The sequence below is a fragment of the Noviherbaspirillum denitrificans genome, from assembly GCF_002211445.1.
GTDB lineage: Bacteria > Pseudomonadota > Gammaproteobacteria > Burkholderiales > Burkholderiaceae_D > Noviherbaspirillum > Noviherbaspirillum denitrificans.
The window spans coordinates 3,773,171-3,793,890 of the sequence record NZ_LSTO01000001.1 but is presented as its reverse complement, the minus strand read 5'-3'; the positions used below and the strand labels follow the sequence as shown (position 1 = coordinate 3,793,890).

At 63.4% G+C, this 20,720-nt stretch carries 22 protein-coding genes; 6 read left to right on the top strand and 16 right to left on the bottom strand.

From position 1 onward, the window contains the following. Positions 1-30 precede the first annotated feature (30 nt). The gene (locus tag AYR66_RS18405; RefSeq protein ID WP_088709909.1) at positions 31-471 is read right to left on the bottom strand and encodes a MerR family transcriptional regulator; all 441 of its coding nucleotides are present in this window, start codon (positions 469-471) and stop codon (positions 31-33) included. A 143-nt stretch (positions 472-614) separates the two neighbouring features. On the opposite strand from AYR66_RS18405, the gene AYR66_RS18400 reads away from it, so the two are divergent. Together AYR66_RS18400 and AYR66_RS18395 are read left to right on the top strand one after the other, a co-directional pair. After that, positions 615-1,655, top strand: coding sequence for an MBL fold metallo-hydrolase (locus AYR66_RS18400; RefSeq protein WP_088708713.1), 1,041 nt, complete (start codon positions 615-617; stop codon positions 1,653-1,655). Positions 1,656-1,936: 281 nt separating this feature from the next. Further along, positions 1,937-2,305: a hypothetical protein gene (locus AYR66_RS18395; protein WP_234814934.1), complete on the top strand. Its 369-nt coding sequence runs from the start codon at positions 1,937-1,939 to the stop codon at positions 2,303-2,305. Here the strand turns inward: AYR66_RS18395 and AYR66_RS18390 are convergent. From AYR66_RS18390 to AYR66_RS18365, 6 genes are all read right to left on the bottom strand, one after another. Further along, positions 2,289-3,089, bottom strand: a complete 801-nt coding sequence (locus tag AYR66_RS18390; protein WP_088708711.1) for a helical backbone metal receptor — start codon at positions 3,087-3,089, stop codon at positions 2,289-2,291. The two genes, AYR66_RS18395 and AYR66_RS18390, sit on opposite strands and share 17 nt — an antisense overlap. Continuing rightward, positions 3,086-3,856, bottom strand: coding sequence for an SDR family oxidoreductase (locus tag AYR66_RS18385; protein WP_088708710.1), 771 nt, complete (start codon positions 3,854-3,856; stop codon positions 3,086-3,088). Before AYR66_RS18385 ends, AYR66_RS18390 begins: the two co-directional genes overlap by 4 nt. 76 nt (positions 3,857-3,932) lie before the next feature. Then, positions 3,933-4,598 carry a thiol:disulfide interchange protein DsbA/DsbL gene (locus AYR66_RS18380; RefSeq protein WP_088708709.1) on the bottom strand — a complete coding sequence of 222 codons (666 nt, stop codon included), beginning with the start codon at positions 4,596-4,598 and terminating at the stop codon, positions 3,933-3,935. Between the two features lie 26 nt (positions 4,599-4,624). Next, positions 4,625-5,263, bottom strand: coding sequence for an SPOR domain-containing protein (locus tag AYR66_RS18375; RefSeq protein WP_088708708.1), 639 nt, complete (start codon positions 5,261-5,263; stop codon positions 4,625-4,627). Positions 5,264-5,284: 21 nt separating this feature from the next. Next, positions 5,285-7,012 carry an arginine--tRNA ligase gene (argS, locus tag AYR66_RS18370; RefSeq protein ID WP_088708707.1) on the bottom strand — a complete coding sequence of 576 codons (1,728 nt, stop codon included), beginning with the start codon at positions 7,010-7,012 and terminating at the stop codon, positions 5,285-5,287. Between the two features lie 82 nt (positions 7,013-7,094). Continuing rightward, positions 7,095-7,499 (bottom strand): gamma-glutamylcyclotransferase family protein, encoded by a 405-nt coding sequence (locus tag AYR66_RS18365; RefSeq protein ID WP_088709908.1) that lies wholly within the window; start codon positions 7,497-7,499, stop codon positions 7,095-7,097. A 113-nt stretch (positions 7,500-7,612) separates the two neighbouring features. Between AYR66_RS18365 and AYR66_RS18360 the strand changes: the two genes are divergently transcribed. Next, entirely contained in the window at positions 7,613-8,689 is a 1,077-nt protein-coding gene (locus tag AYR66_RS18360) for a 3-deoxy-7-phosphoheptulonate synthase (RefSeq protein WP_088708706.1), read from the top strand. Between the two features lie 37 nt (positions 8,690-8,726). Here the strand turns inward: AYR66_RS18360 and AYR66_RS18355 are convergent, their stop codons facing one another. The 6 genes from AYR66_RS18355 to AYR66_RS18330 all read right to left on the bottom strand — a co-directional run bounded on the left by AYR66_RS18355 (position 8,727) and on the right by AYR66_RS18330 (position 15,065). After that, positions 8,727-9,251, bottom strand: a complete 525-nt coding sequence (locus tag AYR66_RS18355) for a GspH/FimT family pseudopilin (protein WP_088708705.1) — start codon at positions 9,249-9,251, stop codon at positions 8,727-8,729. Positions 9,252-9,266: 15 nt separating this feature from the next. Then, a complete protein-coding gene (locus tag AYR66_RS18350) occupies positions 9,267-12,329 on the bottom strand; it encodes a pilus assembly protein (RefSeq protein ID WP_088708704.1) in 3,063 nt (1,020 codons plus the stop codon). A 66-nt stretch (positions 12,330-12,395) separates the two neighbouring features. Further along, positions 12,396-12,902, bottom strand: a complete 507-nt coding sequence (locus AYR66_RS18345) for a PilX N-terminal domain-containing pilus assembly protein (protein ID WP_088708703.1) — start codon at positions 12,900-12,902, stop codon at positions 12,396-12,398. Continuing rightward, the gene (locus AYR66_RS18340) at positions 12,899-14,092 is read right to left on the bottom strand and encodes a PilW family protein (protein ID WP_088709907.1); all 1,194 of its coding nucleotides are present in this window, start codon (positions 14,090-14,092) and stop codon (positions 12,899-12,901) included. The genes AYR66_RS18345 and AYR66_RS18340 overlap by 4 nt, the downstream gene beginning before the upstream one ends. Before the next feature lie 2 nt (positions 14,093-14,094). Further along, entirely contained in the window at positions 14,095-14,664 is a 570-nt protein-coding gene (gene pilV, locus AYR66_RS18335; protein WP_206047217.1) for a type IV pilus modification protein PilV, read from the bottom strand. 2 nt (positions 14,665-14,666) lie between these two features. Continuing rightward, on the bottom strand, positions 14,667-15,065 hold the full coding sequence (locus tag AYR66_RS18330) for a type IV pilin protein (RefSeq protein WP_088709905.1): 399 nt from the start codon (positions 15,063-15,065) through the stop codon (positions 14,667-14,669). A gap of 175 nt (positions 15,066-15,240) precedes the next feature. On the opposite strand from AYR66_RS18330, the gene AYR66_RS18325 reads away from it, so the two are divergent. After that, positions 15,241-15,933 carry a c-type cytochrome gene (locus AYR66_RS18325; RefSeq protein ID WP_420093110.1) on the top strand — a complete coding sequence of 231 codons (693 nt, stop codon included), beginning with the start codon at positions 15,241-15,243 and terminating at the stop codon, positions 15,931-15,933. Next, a complete protein-coding gene (locus AYR66_RS18320) occupies positions 15,930-17,195 on the top strand; it encodes a cytochrome c (protein ID WP_088708702.1) in 1,266 nt (421 codons plus the stop codon). The genes AYR66_RS18325 and AYR66_RS18320 overlap by 4 nt, the downstream gene beginning before the upstream one ends. 1 nt (position 17,196) lies before the next feature. On the opposite strand, the gene AYR66_RS18315 is transcribed toward AYR66_RS18320, so the two are convergent. The 3 genes from AYR66_RS18315 to uraH (AYR66_RS18305) all read right to left on the bottom strand — a co-directional run bounded on the left by AYR66_RS18315 (position 17,197) and on the right by uraH (AYR66_RS18305) (position 20,056). Then, positions 17,197-19,062, bottom strand: a complete 1,866-nt coding sequence (locus tag AYR66_RS18315; RefSeq protein ID WP_088708701.1) for a methyl-accepting chemotaxis protein — start codon at positions 19,060-19,062, stop codon at positions 17,197-17,199. 110 nt (positions 19,063-19,172) lie between these two features. Beyond that, positions 19,173-19,526, bottom strand: a complete 354-nt coding sequence (uraH, locus tag AYR66_RS18310; protein WP_088708700.1) for a hydroxyisourate hydrolase — start codon at positions 19,524-19,526, stop codon at positions 19,173-19,175. A gap of 44 nt (positions 19,527-19,570) precedes the next feature. Then, a complete protein-coding gene (gene uraH / locus AYR66_RS18305; RefSeq protein WP_088708699.1) occupies positions 19,571-20,056 on the bottom strand; it encodes a hydroxyisourate hydrolase in 486 nt (161 codons plus the stop codon). A gap of 414 nt (positions 20,057-20,470) precedes the next feature. On the opposite strand from uraH (AYR66_RS18305), the gene AYR66_RS28480 reads away from it, so the two are divergent. After that, positions 20,471-20,720: porin (locus AYR66_RS28480; RefSeq protein ID WP_141104271.1), on the top strand; the 250-nt coding region annotated here is incomplete at its 3' end.

Genomic DNA, 20,720 nt, shown 5'->3' with positions numbered 1-20,720 from the left:
GATACGGTGAAACTACGATATTCCCGCCGCTCAGGCGGCGTCTTTCAGCTTGCGCGCCGAGGATTTCTTTGCTGCAACCGTCTTACCGGATTTGTTGTCCTGCAGCAGGCGCAGGCACTCTTCCTCGTGCGCGGCAATTTCGTTGAGGGTCACTTCCAGGTCTTCGCGCTGGCGCTCCAGGGTTTCGCGGTGCTGCGCGAGCACGCTCAGGAAGTGCTTGAGTTGCGCGGTGGTGTCCTTCGGCGACTCGTACATGTTCACCAGCGCCTTGATTTCCTGCAGGCTCAGGCCGAGACGCTTGCCGCGCAGCGTGAGCTTCAGGCGCGTGCGCTCGCGGGCGCTGTAGACGCGGGTACGGCCGCCGGCGCCTTCGCGCTTGGGCGTCAGCAGACCCTGGTCTTCATAAAAGCGGATGGCTCGCGGCGTAATGTCGAATTCGCGCGCGAGTTCGGTGATCGTGTAGGTCGGCATCTGTGTCGTCAGCAGCAAAATCGGATTGGACTTAGAATCGCTGTTATCGCTTGCAGTTTACGTTAACGTAAAGCGCATTGTAGACGCGCTTCCGTGAAATGTGAACATGCGCCGCCACACATTGAATTCCGGAAATTTCCTGCATGAACCATCTCGAATCCCAGCTCAGCTACGCCTTCGGCGACACCCTTCCCGCTCCCGGCATGCGCCAGGAAATCGCGCCCGGCGTCTACTGGCTGCGCATGGGCCTGCCGTTTGCGCTCGACCACATCAACCTGTGGCTGCTGCGTGATGGCGAGGGCTGGACGGTCGTCGACTGCGGCATCGCCACCGACGCGACGCGCGAGGCCTGGGAAAAGGTGTTCGCCAATGAACTGGACGGCCTGCCGGTGATGCGGGTAGTGGCGACCCACTGCCACCCGGACCACGTCGGCCTGGCGGACTGGTTGTGCAGCCGGTGGAATGCGACCTTGTGGATGAGCACCGGCGAATACGGCTTCGCCCGCATGATGTCGGGCTCGCTGCCCGGCGTCGATGGCACTGCGATGCTGCCGCATTTCCAGCGCCACGGCCTGTCCGATGAGGCGATGCTGGAAAAGCTCCAGGGCCGCAAAAGCTATTACCCGACGCTGGTGCCTTCGGTGCCGGCCGCCTACCGCCGGCTGCAGGACGGCCAGGTGATGCAGATTGGCCAGCGCGGCTGGCAAGTAATCACGGGATTCGGCCACGCGCCGGAACATGTGTCGCTGTACTGTGACGAGCTGCGTATCCTGATTTCCGGCGACATGGTGCTGCCGCGCATTTCCACCAACGTCTCGGTTTTCGCGGTCGAACCGGAAGCCAATCCGGTCCAGCTCTACCTCGATTCGCTCGGCAAGTACGCCGGGCTGCCGGACGACACGCTGGTCCTGCCGTCCCACGGCAAGCCTTTCCGCGGGCTGCACACGCGGATCGGGCAGTTGCGCGACCACCACCGCGACCGGCTGGCGGAAGTGGAAGCCGCCTGCGCGACGCCGCAATCCGCCGCCGACATCGTGCCAATCATGTTCCGCCGCCCGCTGGATGCCCACCAGCTCACCTTCGCGATGGGCGAGGCGCTCGCGCATTTGCACAAGCTCTGGTTCGACGGCGTGCTCCGCCGCGACACGGGCAACGATGGGATCATCCGCTTCGTTTTGGCCTGAGTGCGCGGCAGCATTTTGACCACAAATTACTTTGTCTGCCGTTGTCACTTTGCAACCGCTTTTGTCGTGTTGCAATAATCGCACTTTCTATTGATCTATCGCGCAAACCCTTTGCCGGCGCGGGTAAAAAGCCGATTTGGGCTTGTCGTTGTGTGTTACATTCGCTTAACACACTAGGTCACAACCGGTTCCTTCGGCGCATTGACTGACTGTCAAGCTCCGGCATGGAATAGTGCGCGGTCATGAATCCATCTATCGAACGAGAAAGCTTTAGTGAGCGCTTGCAACAGGCGCTGCGGAATGCCGAATATTCCCCGGACAGCCCCACACAGCTGGCCCGGGAATTCAACATCCGCTTTGAAGGACGTCCGATTACAGTCCACGCGGCAAGAAAGTGGCTGGTCGGAGAAGCCATTCCGACCCAGGAAAAGCTGCGCACCCTTGCGCAGTGGCTCGGGGTGCCGGCGGAATGGCTGCGCTTTGGCGGTGCCGATGGATATGCAAATGGCAGCGACGGCATCAGCGCGCATGCCCGGTTCGAGTCAGCGGATGTGAAGCTGGTCGCCGATTTGCAACGTCTTGACGCCCATCACCAAGCCATTGCCCGGGAATTCATTCGCATGCTGCTGCGGATCAACCGCCAGAAGTAATCAACCCGCGCGCATAACGCAATCCTGTAATCGCGCGGCTTCCGTACCAGGACATCATTTCACCATCGAGCAGGCGTACCGGCTTTCCGACCTGCTTTTCCAATGCATCCACATGTGTTTCCGTAAAGCGATAGGGCTCACTTGAAAGCAGCACGCCGTCGATGGAATGCACAACCTCATCCGACCATTTGAATACCGGATAGCGCATACCGGCCGTCCCCGGCGGCTCCCAGCAGCGCCAGCCGATTTCTTCCATCATCCGCGCGATATAGGTATCGCGCGAAATCGTCATCCACGGATCCTGCCAGATGCAGTACAGCATGACTTGCGCCGGTCCGCGCGGCGTCGCCTGCAGCAGCGCGTATTCCCGCTCGAAGGCATCGCACAATGTCTCCGCTCTCTCCTCCACGCAGAAGATGCCGCCTAGCATGCGGTAGAGCGCGAGGTTGTCGCGCGGCGCGAGCGGATGCGTGACGATCACGTTGGGGACGAATTCCGCAAGCGCATCGACAGTCGGCTTTTCGTTCTCGTCGATGTTGACGATCAAGTGGGTCGGCGCAAGCTTGCGGATCTTGTCGAGGTTGACGTCCTTGGTGCCGCCGACCTTGGGTATGGTGCGCACCACCTCCGCCGGATGAATGCAGAATCCGGTGCGCCCGACCAGCGAGGACGCGAGGCCGAGGTCGCACAAGAGTTCGGTGATCGATGGCACGAGGGAGACGATGCGCGCCTGCATCGCCTCGATGGGGCGATGCTCATGGCCCATGGCGTCGATGTACGTCATGTCTTTGCGTGGCGCGGCTTGTGCGGCGCCTTCGAGAATGCCAAGTCGTACAACCAGTTCGGCAGCAGCCGCAGGAGCTTCGCTACCACGCCCATCTGCCACGGGATCACGCAATAGCTGGTGCCGGCGTCAATCGCCGCCACCGCCTTTTCCGCGAACGCCTCCGGCGCCATCAGGAAGGGCATCGGATACGGGTTGTGCTTAGTCATTGGCGTGTCGATGTAGCCGGGCGCAATCGTTACGACACGGATGCCTGCCGGCTTGAGTTCGATGCGCAGCGATTCGCAATAGCTGATCACGGCCGCCTTCGATGCGCTGTAGGCTTCCGCGCCGGGCAGGCCGCGGATGCCCGCCACGCTCCCGATCCCAACCAGTCGTCCGCCCGCCTGCTGCTTCATGGACGCGATGAATGGCGCGAAGGTGGCAACGGTCGCCGTGACGTTGGTGGCGAGGATGCGCTCGAAGACGGCAAGGTCTTCCGAATACTCGGTCAGCGTGCCGGCCGAGATACCGGCATTGGCGATCACGACGTCGGCGCCATTGTGCGCGCGGATAAAATCCTGCGCGGCCGAGGTGAGTGCGGCATGGTCGGTGACATCCGCCGCATAGATGCGGTGCAGTTCCGGATTGGGCAGCGACTGCACGAGCTGCTCCAGCAGGTCGCGACGCCTCGCCAGCAGGCCGAGGACGGTGCCCTGTTGCGCATAGCGTTGCGCGAGCGCGGCGCCGAGGCCGCTCGAAGCGCCGGTGATGAAGACACGTTTCATTCTTTTCCTGGTGCTCAGGCAATAAAAAAGTCCGCCCTCTTGCGAGAGGCGGACTTCAGTGTAATACGCAGCCGGCTTACTTGCCCTGCTTGGCCTTGTTCACCAGCCAGTCCATCACCTGGAAGGTTGCCTGGTGCAGCACCGGCTCCGGACGGTTGCCGAGGCTGTTGCCGAGGATGCTGGGCGAGGTCACGTAACGGCCATCGACCGCGAGCATCGGCACGCCATCGACCTGGAAGGCCTGCATCAGCTGCACCGCGCGCTTGGCCTTGCTCTGCACGCCGAAGGAGTTGTACACCTCGAGGAACTTCTGCTTGTCGATACCATTCTTCGTGACGAAATCGAGGATCTCGGCGTCGGTATCGGTGCGGCGCTTCTCGACGTGGATGGTGTTGAACATCTTCTGGTGCAGCTCGTCGAACTTGCCCATCGCTTCCAGCGTGTAGAACAGCTTCTGCTGTGGCACCATGGAATCGCGGAAGGCGACCGGCACGCGCTTGAAGACGATGTTGTCACCCTGCTTCTTCACCCACGCAACCAGCTCATGCTCCAGCGCAAAGCAATGCGGGCAGGAGTACCAGAAGAATTCGATGACCTCGACCTTCTTGCCGGGTTCGGTCTGCTGCGGCTTGTCGAGGGTACGGTACTCGACGCCGTTCTGCGGGTTGTTCGGCGCGGCATTGGCGCCGAAGGCGATGAAACTGATGCTCAGTACTGCAAGAAATCGCTGAAGAAAACGCATATGCTTCCTTTGCTCGTAGTAAATGACTATTTGGCGGTACGCACCACCGCGGCATCCACGCCGTTGTCAGACAGCTTGCCGCGGACCTTGTTCATTGCTTCCATCTGGTTGAAGGGGCCGACGCGCACCCGGTACAGCACGCCGGTTTCCGCCTGGCGCTCGGAGACCTTGGCTTCCACGCCCATCAGCGCCAGCTTGGCGCGCATGCCTTCGGCATCGGCAGGTTCGCGGAAGGCGCCGGCCTGCAGGAAGTAGCTCCACTTGTCGTCGGCGCTCTCAGCCTTCGCTTCCGTTTCCGGCTTCTTCGCCGTCGACGTCAGGTCGATCACCGGCAGCTTGCCTTCCGCCTTCGCTTCGGTCTTCGGATCGACCTTCACGATTTCGGGTTTCTTGTCCGGCTGCGGCGCAGCGGTGTTCTCCGGCGGCGCCTGTTCCCTGACGGCTTCCTTCGCTTCTTTCGCAGCCTTGTTGCCGTACAGCGGACGGTTCGGGTCGGCGGCCTGGCTCGGCGTCGGATCGCCGGCCTTCACCTTGCCCGACTTGTCGGTGAAGGGCATCGGCGTCTTGTTGATGGTCATCGCCACGCCGAGTGCGATGCCGAGGCCGATGATCAGGCCGATGATGAGGCCCAGAATCGTGCCGCCCTGCTGTCTGTACTTTTGCATACTTCCCCGGATTACATCTCGTTACATCCTGGCCGGCGCGGATACGCCGATCAATGCCAGGCCATTTCGCAGAACCTGGCGCGTTGCTATCAACAACGCCAGACGCGCCATTTTCGTGGACACATCATCGACCAGGACGCGCTCGGCGTTGTAGTAGCTGTGCAGCTCACCCGCCAGGTCGCGCAGGTAGAACGCTACCTGATGCGGGCCGAGTTCGTCGAGGGCTTTTTGCAGCATCTCCGGATACTCGGCAAGCTTCTGCAACAGTGCCGCTTCGCGCGGCGAGGTGAGCGGCGACAGGTCGCCGGCGTCGATTGTGTTTTCGTCACCGCCCCACTGCGCCAGCACCGAGCAGATGCGCGCATGCGCGTACTGCACGTAGTACACCGGGTTCTCGTCGGACTGCGACAGTGCGAGGTCGACGTCGAAGGTGAATTCGGTATCGGCCTTGCGCGAGATCAGGAAGAAGCGCACCGCGTCGCGGCCGCGCGTGAGGTCGCGCTCGCCGGCTTCATTGGTGGCATCGCCCGCCGACCATTCGATCAGGTCGCGCACGGTCACGTAGGAACCGGCGCGCTTGGAAATCTTCACTTCCTCGCCGTTCTTCATCACGGTGACCATCTTGTGCAGCACATAGTCGGGATAGCCCTGCGGAATGCCAAGGCCGACGGCCTGCAGGCCGGCGCGCACGCGCGCGATGGTGCCGTGGTGGTCGCTGCCCTGCACGTTGATGACCTTGCCGTAGCCGCGCTGCCACTTGGTGATGTGGTAAGCCACGTCCGGCACAAAGTAGGTGTAGGTGCCGTCGGACTTCTTCATCACGCGGTCCTTGTCGTCACCGTATTCGGTGGTGCGCAGCCACAGCGCGCCGTCCTGCTCGTAGGTCTTGCCGGCCTGGACCAGCGCCTGCACGGCGGACTCCACCTTGCCGTCGGTGTACAGCGAGGATTCGAGGTAGTAGTTGTCGAACTTGACGCCGAAGGCCTGCAGGTCGAGATCCTGCTCGCGGCGCAGGTAGGTCACCGCGAACTTGCGGATCGATTCGATATCGTCGGGGTCGCCGCTGGCGGTCACCGGCGCGCCATCGCTGGCGGATACGGTGTTCTTCGCGAGGAAGTCAGTGGCGATGTCGGCGATGTAGTCGCCGTTGTACGCGGCTTCCGGCCACTCGGCGTCGCCCGGCTTGAAGCCCTTGGCGCGCGCCTGCACGGACAGCGCGAGGTTGCCGATCTGGACGCCGGCATCGTTGTAGTAGAACTCGCGGGTGACGGCGTAGCCCTGCGCTTCCAGCAACGAGGACAGCGCATCACCGAGCGCGCCCTGGCGGCCGTGGCCGACGTGCAGCGGACCGGTCGGGTTGGCGGACACGAACTCGACCATCACCTTCTTGCCGGCGCCGGCAGTGCCTTTGCCGAATGCCGCGCCCTCCTTCAGGATCGCGCGCACGACGGACTGCTTGGCGGCGGCGGCCACGCGCAGGTTGATGAAGCCGGGGCCGGCGATTTCGGCGGTTTCGATCAGGTCGCCCTTGTTGGCGAGCAGGTAGTCGACGAGGGCCTGCGCCAGTTCGCGCGGGTTCTTCTTCAGCGGCTTGGCCAGCTGCATCGCGATGTTGCAGGCGATGTCGCCGTGCGAAGGATCGCGCGGGCGCTCCAGCGCCACGTTGGGTTGCAATTCGGTGCCGGCGACGATGGGCGCAAGGGCGGCCTGGAACAGGTCGGCGATCTGTTGTTTTTGTGAAGCGAGCATGGAGAAAAAGATAACGGCCGTGGCCGTTTTCAGTGAATTTGAGGATGGGTTGCATTATACCGGCTCCAGGGCCGGCTCTTTCCTACTCTCCCAGTTTCTCGCGGCAATAAGAGCCGATAAAGCGCTGCATCTGGAAGGCTTCGGGCAGCCATGGCGATCCTGACAACTTTTCCGGCAACAGGTAGATGTAGGTGCCGGCGTCGATCGTTTCCCCCGTGGACAATGTGACGCGGACGGTGTCGCGCCGGTATTCGGCGCCTTCAAAGGCGTCGAGCGCGGCCAAGTCGGCTGGCGACACATCGAAGTACAGTACGCCGTCCACGCTTGCGCCGGGTCGGGCGACCATGCCGGGATAGGTTTCTCCGGCGATCGCAAAGCGCGCATGCCCGTCGAGGCGGGCCGGCGCGCTGCGGTAATCGCCGCGCACGACGCGCTGCCAGACTGCGGGAAACATCAGGGAACCGTAGGTGAAAACGTGGGTGGACATGACTTGCCGGAAAGACGACTGGAATCCAAGCATAGCGGTTTTGACGGCTGCCAGCACCCGCGCGGGGGACAAGCGGTAAACTAGCCGCTTTTCCATCGCGCGCCGAACCCGCCATGACCACCTTCCATATCGAGAACGTCAACGTCACATCCTTCGAAACCATGCCCACGCCGGAGTCGCTGCACGCCCAGCTGCCGCTGACCGACGCCGCGGGCAATGCGGTGATGCAGGGCCGCGAGGCGCTGCGCAACATCCTCGACCGCAAGGATCCGCGCCTGTTCGTGGTGGTGGGGCCGTGCTCGATCCATGACCCGGTGGCAGGGCTCGACTATGCGCGCCGCCTCAAGAAGCTGCAGGAAGAGGTGAAGGACACGATGCTGCTGGTCATGCGCGTGTACTTCGAGAAGCCGCGCACCACGACCGGCTGGAAGGGTTACATCAACGATCCGGACATGGACGATTCCTTCCACATCGAGCGCGGCATGGCCAATGCGCGCAAGTTCCTGCTCGACGTGTGCGAGCTCGGCCTGCCCACCGCGACCGAAGCGCTCGACCCGATCTCGCCGCAATACCTTGGCGACCTGATCGCATGGACGGCGATCGGCGCCCGCACCACCGAGTCGCAGACGCACCGCGAAATGTCGTCCGGCTTGTCCACGCCGGTCGGGTTCAAGAACGGCACCGACGGCGACATCGGCATCGCGATCAACGCCATCCTGTCGGCCTCGCATCCGCATTCCTTCCTCGGCATCAGCGGCCAGGGCAAGGTATCCATCGTGCGCACCAGCGGCAACCGCTACGGCCACGTCGTGCTGCGCGGCGGCGATGGCCGCCCGAACTACGACACCGTGTCGGTGGCGATGGCCGAGCAGGCGCTGCAGAAGGCGAAGCTGCCGGCCAGCATCGTGGTCGACTGCTCGCACGCGAACAGCTTCAAGAATCCCGACCTGCAGCCACTGGTAATGGCGGACGTGGTGAACCAGATTCGCTCCGGCAACAAGTCGCTGGTCGGCGTGATGATCGAATCGAATATCGTCGGCGGCAAGCAGTCGATTCCGGAAGACCTGTCGAAGCTGGTCTACGGCTGCTCGGTCACCGACGGCTGCGTCGGCTGGGACACGACGGAAAAGATGCTGCGCGATGCCGACGCGGTGTTGCGTGACGTCCTGCCGGGCCGCCTGGCCCGCTGATTCGCGACGGCCGATGCCCTGCGTTGCAGGGCCGGCCTCATGCGCAGGTGCCGCTGGTGGTCGTGGTGGTGGATGCGCGCCCGGTTGCGCTGATGCTGACCACGCGCTCCTGTTTCCCGACTGAAGGGGTCGCGCGGCACACGGTAATGGTGGCCACGGTCGCGCCGACGCCGGTCGCCTGGAACGTCAAGCTGCTCGCCGTTCCCGTCAGCTTGTACCCCGTTCCCGCTGCATCCTGGCGGAGGATCACATCCGTCCCCGCAAGCACGATCCATCCCTGCTCCCAGTTGCCGGAGCCGCAACTGGTGCCATTGCTCGATACGCACATCGTCACCGCCGTGTTGCGCTTGATCGCTTCGCTACGCGCGACGTTGGCGCTCGCCACCAGGCTGTTGGCATAGGTGCTCAGCTTGGTGCCGAGGATGGCATCGTTGAAGCTGGGGACGGCGATGCCCAGCAGGATTGCCATGATTGCGAGCGTGACCATCAGCTCGACCAGCGTGAAGCCTCGTTCACCCGGCTTCACGCTTGCGCTTCCCGCTGTCTGCCAATGCTGTCGCATGTCGGTTTCCACTTGTTAATGCTGGATGTACCAGTACACCCTGTTCTTGGTCTGTGTCGAGGTCGACGGCGTGTCCAGGGACGGTTCGTTCGCTTCGAGCGGCGAGCTGGCCTTTGAGCCGATGATGAAGGGGACCGTGCGGCCGTCGTCCAGCGTCACCTTGCCGCCGACCGGGGAAGGCGGCAGGCCGTCGCCGGCAATGCGCTGCGAGCGGGTCGTGCCGTCCACCGGCGATGCGTCCGTGTAGCGGATGTTGTACACGTTTGCCTGGCCGAGATTGGCGCTGCAGGAACCCGGGGCGGACACGGCCGGCTTGTGCGTGCTGAAGGTGACCACGCCGATCAGCGTGATCGCCGAGGTCACCACCTGTTCGGTCGGTGCGAGCGGCAGGTACCAGCCCTTCTTGCCGGCCAGGTCGGCTGTGGACGGGTTGCTGGAAGCCGGAATGGCGAGCAGCGAGTTCTTGCACATGACCGCGGTGCCGGTACAGTTCGCCGACTCGGAGGTCAGCCAGGCGGCATCCGAGGGCTTGTCCTTGATCATGAAGAAGTAGTTCTGCGTGGCGGCTGCCGACGCATAGCTGAGGAGCGGCTTTTCCCGGTCGCCCGAACCCGCCATCACGACGTAGACACCGTTATCCTCTTCAACCACATTGGGGCCGAACATGAACTTGCGATTGTTGGCGCATGTCGCCGGCGAGTCGCAGCCGAGCGAGGCGATCTTGGTGATCGTCCAGCCCGCGGGCGCGGCATTGCCGATGGTGATGCGATAGACGTTGCCGCCGAGGTCGGTGGCGTAGGCGTAGGTCGCCAGGCCCGTGGTCCTGTTGCGGACGATCGTGACGTCTCCCGTCACGGCGCGGTCCGTGTTGAGCGAGGCTAGCCAGGCGCCGGTGTCGGCATCCAGCACATAGATCCTGTTGCCCATCGACGGGGACGCGCAGGAATTCGGATCGCTGTCTTCGCAGGGGTCATAGCCGCCACCCATGATGAGGATGGGCGCATTGCCGGAGCCGTAACCGGCGGCCTTCATGACCTTGGCCGACGACCAGGTCTGGCCCATGCGTTCGAAGTTGGTCGTGCAGCCGGCGCTGCCGGTCGGCGACGGACAGCCGATCTTCCACTTCAGGATGGGATTGGCCGGGTCCGAGACATTGAACGCATACATCGCGCGTCCGCCGCGACGCATGGTCGCGTACAGCCAGGTATTGGCGCCGCTCTGGTAGGCGGTGATGGCGCCGTCGAATCCATAGGGTTTCGGACTGCCGGCAACGGTCGGCGTGCTGATCGCGACCGTGTTATCCCTGATGCGCTTGAAGTTGGCATAGGACTCCGGCGCAACGAAGGACCAGAGTTCCCGGCCTGCCTCGACGCTGCCGATGGCGGCCGTCCGGTTGCCGTTGACCGCGCGCAGGATGCCGTCGTTTCCGCCGTAGAACACCACGACCTGGGGCGAAGCGTCGGAGCCGTAGTTGATCGCGACCGGGCGCGAGTGCACCACGTCGCCATGCAGGGACGGACGCTTCTCGGCCACGTCGCCGTCAATGTCTTCGTCGTTCAGGTCGGTGCCGCGCGCCCAGTTGATCAGCGCGTCGCGCTCGCTCGAACTGGCTGCACCGAGTGCGGCCTGGGTGATCGCCGCATTGGCGGTGTCGAAGTTGGTCATCGACGTGCAGGCGGAGAAACTGGTCGAGCAGGTCTTCACCGTGCGCGTCGCCGCCGCCTGGCGTTGCTTGTAGGCCTGCGCGCCCTTTTCGACGATGTTCCCGTCCGGGGAATTGGAATTCATGTACAGGTCGGTCGCGCTGCCGGGCGGGATGCACTTGCCCTGCGGCTGGAAGGACCAGTAGCTGTCGCTGCCTTTGTCAGGCGTCCAGTAACTCCGCGCGCATTCCGCGATAAAGCCGGTCTGGCTATTGATGGCCGTGTTGCTGTCGGCATCCAGCAGGCGCAGTGCGTCGCCGGAGAAACCCATCTTGTACTGTTTCAGGTTGCCGGCCCAGCGCGGGCGGTCGCTGGCATCGGGACGAAACATGCCGACGAAGACCTGGTTCAGGTAAGTGCCCTGGGTGTTCACGCTGACCGGCAAGCTGACGGCGGCGAACACGCTGTTGACGGACTGGATTTCGGACAGCGCCTTGTTCATGGCGTCCTGCAGCGCCGTGCTGCCGCTGGCCGTGCTGACGGCGGCATAGGTACCGCCGCTGACCGTGGACATGCTCTTGAGGAGTGCCGTCCATCCCGGCCCCTGTCCGGTCGTTCCCGGATTGACGTCGATCGTGTAGGTGACCACGCCATAGGGGCTCTGCTTCATGAAACGCGCCCATTCGTCGCTGACGTTGGACTGTGAACCGGCAGGTGAAATCGGGATCTGGGTGGTGCTGCCGCCGGCGGCGCTCAGCATGGATGCTGATTTTGTCAGTATGGAAGAATTGTCGTTGGATGGGCCGTTGCTGATGTAGATGATGTAATTTTTCTGGCACCCGGACGTGACCGGCGAAATGTAGCTCGTTGCATCCTTCGAACTCAATGCGTTGCCGGTCAGTGCCCAGACGGCGCGCGACGCTGCCGTACCGCCGCTCGCATCGGACAGGGTATTGCCGGTGTAGTCAGTCTTGCCCTTGCCATTGCCGCCGTTGGGTGCGCCGCCGGAAAAATAGCGGTACGCCTCGGCCATCACGAGGCTGGCGGTGCCGCCGTTGCCTTTGTCCTTGAGCTTGTCCAGGCTGTTGACCAGTGCCTGGTACTTCGTCTTGTTGTCACTGTCCATCAGGCGCATCGCCGCGCGCACATAGCCGCCGTCGACATTGTTGTTCACGCCGCCGGTTTCCACGGCGAACATCATGCCGACGCGGAATTTGTTGACTGGCAGGCCTGCCAGCGTATTGGCCAGCGCGGCAATTTCGTTGGTAAACGCCGTGTTCCAGTTCGCGGTGTTATCCACGATGAAGAGCACGTTGGGCACTTCACTGGCACTGGTGCTGGCGCCGACGAACAGGTCAATGTCCTCAGCCGGAACGCTCATGTGGAAACCCAGCAAGGCGGTTGCTGCGGCGATTTTGTAGAGGTTCTTGCTCATGTTCGACTCCCAGGTGCGAGGTGTTGCGGCGGTTCTGTCAATATCGATCGATGTCCGGACGCGATGTCAGGTCGTCGGGCCGGGGCAGGATGCGCTGGTCTGCAATTGCGGCAACTGCGAACGCCGCACACCCTGGTGCACCGTGACGATGGTGGTATTGCTCCTGGCGTCACTGACGACGGCCGTGATATCCCACAAGGTGTTGAAGGTGGGCGGCGCCGCTTCGAAGCCGGGTGTTTCGACATCGGTGTAGAAGCCGGTGCCGTTGCTCGTCGTTTCCGAGATGTTGTACAGGCAGGTCGGCACGCTCACGTTGACGATGTAATCGACCGTGTTGTCGTTGTCGATGTCGATCTGGATTTGCGAACTGGCGGGCGTGACCGCGAACGGTCCGCTGATGACTTGTTCGATCGCATTGTTCGCCGCGGCAATGGCCTCGTTCCGCACCTGCATGTTGCCGACGGATTTCAGGTTGGTGGAGCTGAGCGTCAGCGCCGTGGTCACCGTCAGCGTGATCAGCGCCAGCATGATCAGGCCGACGACCAGGGTAGCACCCTGCTGTCTGGGTTTCATGGTGTTTCCCTCCTGCCGGCGACGTTCACCATGCGGACGGTGGTCGAGAAGACGTGGCGCTTGTAGCCGTCGTTGAACGGGCCCAGGGTCACACTGCCGAGGTTGTAGGTCTTGGTATCCGTGTAGCCCGAGGTCCTGTCCTTGGCGCGCGCAAGCACATACAGCTTGACGGCGACGGCATCCGTAAGTTGTGCCGCGGTACAGGGCGAGGCTGTCGTGCAACGGATGAAATTCCCGTCCGGGATGCCATCGCCCCGGTTGTTTGGCAGCGTGTTGCTTGCTGCGGTCGAACTCGCCGCGCACGTGGTGGGGTCGACCATGATCGGCGCCTGCGTGTAGTTGACGGCCGTATTGAGGTTGCACCGGGTAACCGTGTTGTCGATGCCGAACTCGACATTGAATCCCTCGATGCCTTCAATCAGCGGCACCGCCGTCTGATGGGCCAGGCTGCCGCCTGACAGTCCGAATTCGGAACGCACCAGGGTCGGGATGCCGTCGCCGGTGCTGTTGGCGAAGGTGCGGACCCAGTACATGTGGGAGACGAAGGTGCGCATCGGTGCAAGCGCGCCGCTGCACGCGCCCGACTGCCGGTTGAGGTTGGCGACGATGGAATCGAGGACGAAGCTCGAACCAGCGCCCTCGGTCGGGCACATGGCGGCCTGGAAGTACATCTTCCCGTTCGTGAACGCGTCACAATTGGCTTCCCCGGGAACGCAGCTCTCCGCGCGGCGGATGACCAGCACGTCGGTGTTGTCCTTCTTGCTCGCGACAACGGAGCCGCAGCTGCCGGGCGCCGACGGGCTGGCCTGGATGGCAATGCCGGTCAGGGCGATGCGGTCGGCTGCGTCCCAGGTGGACGGAGCCTTGCAAGGATCCGGCACGGCGGCCGGGATCACGCCGGCGGCCGGCGCGGCGGTGGCGGAGCGGTCCTCGATGGCGGGCGTATAGGGGCCCCAGAATCCGGCCTGCATGACATCGTCGCGCAGCAGCTGGAGCGCGAAGCGGCCGTTCTCGATCTGGGTGTTGACCTTCTCCAGTTCGTTGTTGTTGCGGTTGACGTTGACCAGCAGCGCAACCAGCGCAACCATCATCATCAGGCTGACCGTGATCGCCACCATCAGTTCGACCAGCGTGAAGCCGGCCTGTCGCCTGTCGGTGCCTGCCATGCGGCGGAGTTCGTGGGTGCGCATCGTTAATTCCCCGTGAGCGTGCCGATGCTGACGATGGTCGAGATCGTGCGGCGGTAGCGTTCGTCGGTGCTGCCCTGCGTGTCCTTGTATTCGCCGGAACCGCAGTCGTTGGCCGGCGCGACCGTCGGCCCCATTCCTTGCCAGGCGACGATGACGCGGTAGTTGTTGGTGCCGATGACCCGCTCGATGCAGCCGCGGGCGCCGGCCATGGCCCCGATACGGCTGCTGCCCGAGGTTTCGGCCGCACCCTGGAGGGCATTGCTCCACTCGCAGGAATCGCGTTGCTGCCGGGTCGAGCCCGAACTGATGCTGCACGAGTGGCCGGTGCCGAGCGGCGTCGTGTCGGTGACGTAGTTCGGAATGGTGCTGGTTTCCCGGTTGCTTGCCATCCGGCTGGCCATGTCGTCCAGCAGCACGAGCGCCTGCGCGCGCTGGTAGGCATCCATCTGCGACAACTGCAGCCGCGACTGCATGCCGACCAGGCCGAGCAGGCCGAAGGTGAGGATGACGATGGTGACCAGCACCTCGATCATCGAGGTGCCGCGCTGCGCCGGATGGAAGGCGGGGAACATGGCTACTTCCACTTGTCGGCAGGCGTCTTCACCCCGGCATTGTTGAGGGTGAGCGCGCCGTCGCTGGCCTGCGAACCGGTCGGCGTAAATGTGATGGTGTAGGCGGGCGTACCGGACGAGGGCACCGCGATGTCGTAGCTATAGTAAGCCGACACCTCGCTCGGCAGCGAATAACCGGCGGACTGCAGTTCATCCTTCGTGGCATAGCTGCGCTTGTCCAGGAAATACTGCTGCTGGCGGTTGGCGATATCCATCATCTGCGCCTGGGCCGCCGCGCGCTTGCCGCGTTTCACGTAGTTCCGGTAACTCGGCAGGGCAACCGCCGCCAGGATCGTGACGATGACCATCGAGATCATCAGCTCGATCAGCGTGAATCCGCGACGGTGTTTCGGGTTTTGCATGGCTGCGTTCATTTGGCTGTCCGTCGAAAAAATTGCGCATGGGCAATATGCCTGTAGCATATACGCGGGGGGAATTAGCGCAATTTCCTTCTGACAATTGGTATTTTTTCCGGAACAAGCGGTAGCGGCGCGCGTATCGCCGAGCCGTTACAATGGGCGGATGACAGAAAGACAAATGTTTTCTGAATTCCGGTCCTGGGCAATCGCGCTGGCCGCGTGCCTGCTGGCCGGCGCAGCCACCGCCGATACCGGCATCGCCAGGCGCGTGGCGCCCTGCATGACCTGCCACGGCAAGGAAGGGCGCGCCACCAACGACGGCTACTACCCGCGCATCGCCGGCAAGCCGGCCGGTTACCTGCACAACCAGATGCGCAATTTCCGCGATGGCCGGCGCGTGCAGTACCCGCTGATGACCTACCTGGTGCAGCACCTGTCCGACGATTACCTGAAGGAGATGGCGGACTACTTCGCCGCCCAGGACCTGCCCTATCCGCCGCCGCAACCGGCCGCCGCAACACCCGCTGTGCTCGATCACGGCAAGGCGCTGGTGCTGCACGGCGATCCGTCGCGCAAGATCCCCGCCTGCGTTGCCTGCCACGGCGAGAAACTAACTGGTGTCGTTCCCGCGCTGCCCGGCCTGCTCGGCTTGCCGCGCGATTACCTGCTCGGCCAGTTCGGCGCGTGGCGCGAAGGCGCACGGCGTGCCGCCGCGCCGGATTGCATGGGCGAAGTTACCAGCCGCCTTTCGCTGGAAGACATCAATGCGGTGTCTTCCTGGCTGGCCGCGCAGCCGGTGCCGCCGGATGCCAAGCCCGCTTCTTCCCTCCCCGCGAAACTGCCGCTTGCCTGCGGGAGCATGCCGCAATGAGGAAGGCCGGACTGCTCGCCGTCATCGTGCTGGCCGCGCTGCTGGCGCTGACCGCCTGGCTTGGCCTGCGCGAGGACAAGGTTCCCGCCAGTCCTGGTGACGGCGACCTCGTCGCACGCGGCGCCTACCTCGCCCGCGCCGGCGACTGCCAGGCCTGCCATACGGCACGCGGCGGCATCTTGTTTGCCGGCGGCCGCGCCATCCGCACGCCTTTTGGCACCATCCACGCGCCCAACATCACGCCGGACAAGGAAACCGGCATCGGCCGCTGGAGCGCCGACGATTTCTGGAATGCGCTCCACAACGGCAAGGGCAGGGATGGCAAGCTGCTGTACCCGGCGTTTCCGTATCCGAACTACACCAGGGTCACGCGCGCCGATGCCGACGCGCTGCATGCCTATTTCATGTCGCTGCAGCCGGTGCGGCAGCAGAACAGGGAGCCGGAGCTGCGCTTCCCGTTCAACCAGCGCGCCTTGCTGGTGGTGTGGCGGGCGCTGTACTTCCGTCCCGGCGTTTATGCGGAACAGCCGCAGCAGAATGGGGAATGGAACCGCGGCGCCTACCTGGTGCAGGGCCTCGGCCACTGCAGTGCCTGCCACACGCCGCGCAATGCGCTGGGCGCGACCAGCAACGGGCGTGAACTCGGCGGCGCGATGATCCCGATGCTGGACTGGCACGCAGCCTCGCTCACCGGCGAGCGCGAAGCCGGCCTCGGCAACTGGGATGTGCAGCAGCTGGTGGACCTGATGAAAACGGGCATATCGGCACGCGGAGTGGTATCGGGACCGATGTCGGAAGTCGTGCGCGAAAGCACGCAGCATCTTGAGGATGCCGACCTGCGCGCGATGGCGGTGTACCTGAAATCCCTGCCGAAGGCGGATGTGCCGGCACGCGACGCACCGCCCCTCGATGCCGAAAGCCAACGCATCCTGAAGCTGGGCGCCGCACTCTATGAAAAGCATTGCGCCGATTGCCACAAGGCCGAAGGCAGCGGCGAGCCGCCGCATATCCCGCCGCTGGCAGGCAATCATGCAGTGATGCTCGACGCGCCTGTCAATACGATCCGTGCCGTCATGCATGGCGGCTATCCGCCCAGCACGCAGGGCAACCCGCGCCCTTACGGCATGCCGCCCTTCGGCAACGTGCTCAGCGACGACGAGGTGGCGGCCGTGGTGTCCTTCGTGCGCAACAGCTGGGGTAACCGCGCGTCGATGGTCAGCGGCCAGCAGGCGAACCGCTACCGCACGGTGCAAGTCGATTGAGTTACGCGATCATCCGCATGTTCGAATTGCCCGCGATGCGCGTTTGAGCAAACACGGCCGGCGCCGCCATTCCCTGGCTTAGCTTGAACTGCGCAACTGCCGCGGCGAGGCCATTGGCCTGTTCCTCCAGGCTTTCCGCCGCCGCAGCAGCCTGTTCGACCAGCGCCGCGTTCTGCTGCGTCATCTCATCCATATGCGTGATGGCGCGGTTGGTTTCCTCGATGCCGCCGCTCTGTTCCGCGCTGGCATTGGTGATCTCGGTCATGATCGTCGCCACGCGCTGGACCGAATCCACGATCTCGCTCATGGTCGAACCGGCGGTCCCGACCAGCTGGCTGCCCGCTTCCACCTTGGCGACGGAGTCGTTGATCAGTTCCTTGATTTCCTTGGCCGCATTGGCGGAGCGCTGCGCCAGGCTGCGCACTTCGCTGGCCACCACGGCGAAGCCGCGTCCCTGCTCGCCTGCGCGCGCCGCTTCGACCGCGGCGTTCAGCGCGAGGATGTTGGTCTGGAAGGCAATGCCGTCGATGACGCCGATGATCTCGAAAATCCTGTTCGAGCTTTCCCTGATCGAGCTCATCGTCTCCACGACTTCGCCGACCACCTCGCCGCCCTTGGCCGCGAGGCCCGATGCGGCGCCGACCAGGTCATTGGCGTGGCGCGCATTGGCGGCGTTTTCCTTCACGGTCGAGGTCAGTTCTTCCATCGAGGCCGCGGTCTGTTCCAGTGAGCTGGCCTGCGACTCGGTGCGCGAGGAGAGGTCGGCGTTGCCGCGCGAGATCTCGGCCGTCGAGGTCTGGATCGCGACGCTGCCGTCCCGGATCTGCTGCATGATGCCGTTCACCTTTTCAACAAAGACGTTGAAGGCGCCCGCGATTTCAGACAGTTCGTCACGGCCGTCCTCGGGCAGGCGCTTGGTGAGATCGCCGCTGCCAGAGCTGATGTCGTTCATTGCATTGCGCACTTCGGACAAGCGGTGCAGGACCTTGTTGACCGCGGCGCCGATCAGCAAGGCAGCCACGACAGCCACCAGCAGGATGGCCACGACGGTCGTCTTGAGCACGCTGCGCATGCCGACCGTGGCTTCGTCCTTGTCGAGCGCCACCAGCAGGAACCAGTCGGTGCCGCGAATCGGCTTGGCGCGCACGAACTTGCTTGCGCCGCCGAGGCTGATTTCGACCAGTTCATCGGTTTTTGCCAGGTTGGCGGCTGTCTCGGGCTTGAGCTCCGCCGCAAGGTCCGACACCGGTTTGCGGCTGAACTGCGCATCCGGGTGTGCGACGACGGTGCCGTGCACGTCGACCACGAAGCCGATGCTGGCCGGCGTGGGGCGGATCGAGGTCACGACCTGGCGCACGCCTTCCAGCGAAATCGCCGCCGACACCACGCCATTGGGACCGCCCTCGCGTCCGGCCGGGCTGGCGAAGGACACCATCGGCTGTTTCGTCTGGAAGTCCTCATAGGGTTTGGTGACCAGCGGCTTGCCAGCCTGCATGGTTTCCTTGTACCAGGGGCGGCTGGTGGCATCGAAGCCTGCCGGGGGCGGCGGCGAACCGAACACCGATTTGTCGTCCAGCCCGAGCGTGGCGACCTTGAATCCCCCCGACTTCTGCAATTGTCCCATCGCCGCGAGCGGGTCGCCGGTACGTGCCGTTGCAACGGCTGCCGCGACCGCCGCCTGCTTCGCCGCCACCCACTCGTCGATCGCCATGGAATGGCCGGTAGCGATGGAGTCGAGATCCTGCCTGATCGTCGCCTTGCCGCTGGCGCTGACGATGAGGTAGATCGCACTGCCGGTAATGGCGAGCGCGCAGACGATGATGACCGTTGTAATGACGAGGATGCGGCTGCGAATGGTGGAAAGCATGGGAATCTCGCGAGGTATTGAAGCGCAGGCCGCCGCAATTGGACGGCCCAAAGGGCAACGCACAGGAACAAGTCGTGCTGCTTGTTCCTGTGCGGTGCCTGAGGGCGGGTTCAGCTGCCGCGATAGGTGGTGCAGCTCCACGGCGTCGCCAGCATCGGCACATGGTAGTGCTGCGCCGTGTCGAAGACTGCGAAGCGCACGGGGACCGTGTCGATGAAGGCGAGGTCGGGCATGGGCGTGCCCAGGCGCGCGAAGTATTCGCGCACGTGGAACACCAGTTCATACTTGCCCACCTTCGTTTCATCGGGCTTGAGGATCATCTGGTCGGTGCGGCCGTCGGCGTTGGTGACCACCGACTTGACGAGCTTGTACTTGCCGTCTTCCCATACCGAAAAATCAATGCGCATGCCTGCGCCGGGCGTGCCCGTTGCCGTATTGAGTACGTGCGTTGTAATGCCAGCCATCTTTAACTCCTGGATCTTGAATGCGAAAGTAGGTTGCGAAGGTGTCAGCTGCCGCGGTAGTAGGAATAGCTCCAGGGCGTGAGCAGGATCGCAATGTGATAGCGCTGGCCGGGATCGGCGATGGAGAAACGGATCGGTACGCTGGTGAGGAAGGACGGGTTCGGCATCTGCGCGCCGAGCTTCGCATAGTGCTCCTCGACATGCAGCAGGATTTCGTAACTGCCGCGCTTGAAGTCTTCGCCTTCGAACAGCGGCTTGTCGCTACGTCCGCCCTTGTTGGCATTGAAGGATTGCACCAGGCGATATGAATCGCCTTCCAGCCGGGACAAGTCGACACGGATACCGGATGCGGGCAGGCCGTTCCAGACATCGATCGCATGCATGGTCAGGCGGCCGGGGCCGGCAGCCGGCGCCGGTTGCGGTGCGGCGGGCGCGGTCTGGGCCAGGGTCTCGGCGCTGGCAAGCACCGAGGCGCCGAGCGCAAGCCCGGTGGCGATGAACTTGCGGCGGGGCAGGTCTTGATTACTCATCTGAACGTCCTTTTCATGGATCGGGGGCAGGAACACACTCCCCCTCGCGATCCAGCGATTGCAAAAAGCCGGGGACACGTGCGACGCCGCACTGCCGGAGGCATTGGCACTTTGTCCACGGAGATTGTCTGTACAGACAGGTATGTTCTAGCAACATGCATGCCGAGGAGAAACACGAGATTTTCACGCGCAACAGTTGATCTATATGTTGTCCGACATAAATATTTCCCATAATCAAGATTTTCCCATCCTGATCTTGGGAAAAAATCTAGCGATAACAGCCTCTCTCCCGCCATATGGAAATGGCACAAATGATGCTTAATGGAAAGTCGCCTGGCTGCCGGCATGACTTTCCCGCCGTGCGCCCCGGCTTCCTTTTATTCCGCATCAGCTTTCCTTCAGGGATTCACTTCAATGAAAAAATTGCCTCTCGCATTTGCGATGCTGGCTGCGTTCGCCGGCACGGCGGCAGCACAATCCAATGTCACGATCTACGGTCTCATCGACGGCGGCGTGGAACACCAGAGCGGCGGCGCAGCCGGCTCCGTCACCAAGGTCACGAGCGGCATCCAGAATGCCTCGCGCATTGGCTTCAAGGGGATCGAAGACCTCGGCGGCGGCCTGTCCGCCCTGTTCACCCTGGAGAATGGTTTTGCGCTGGACA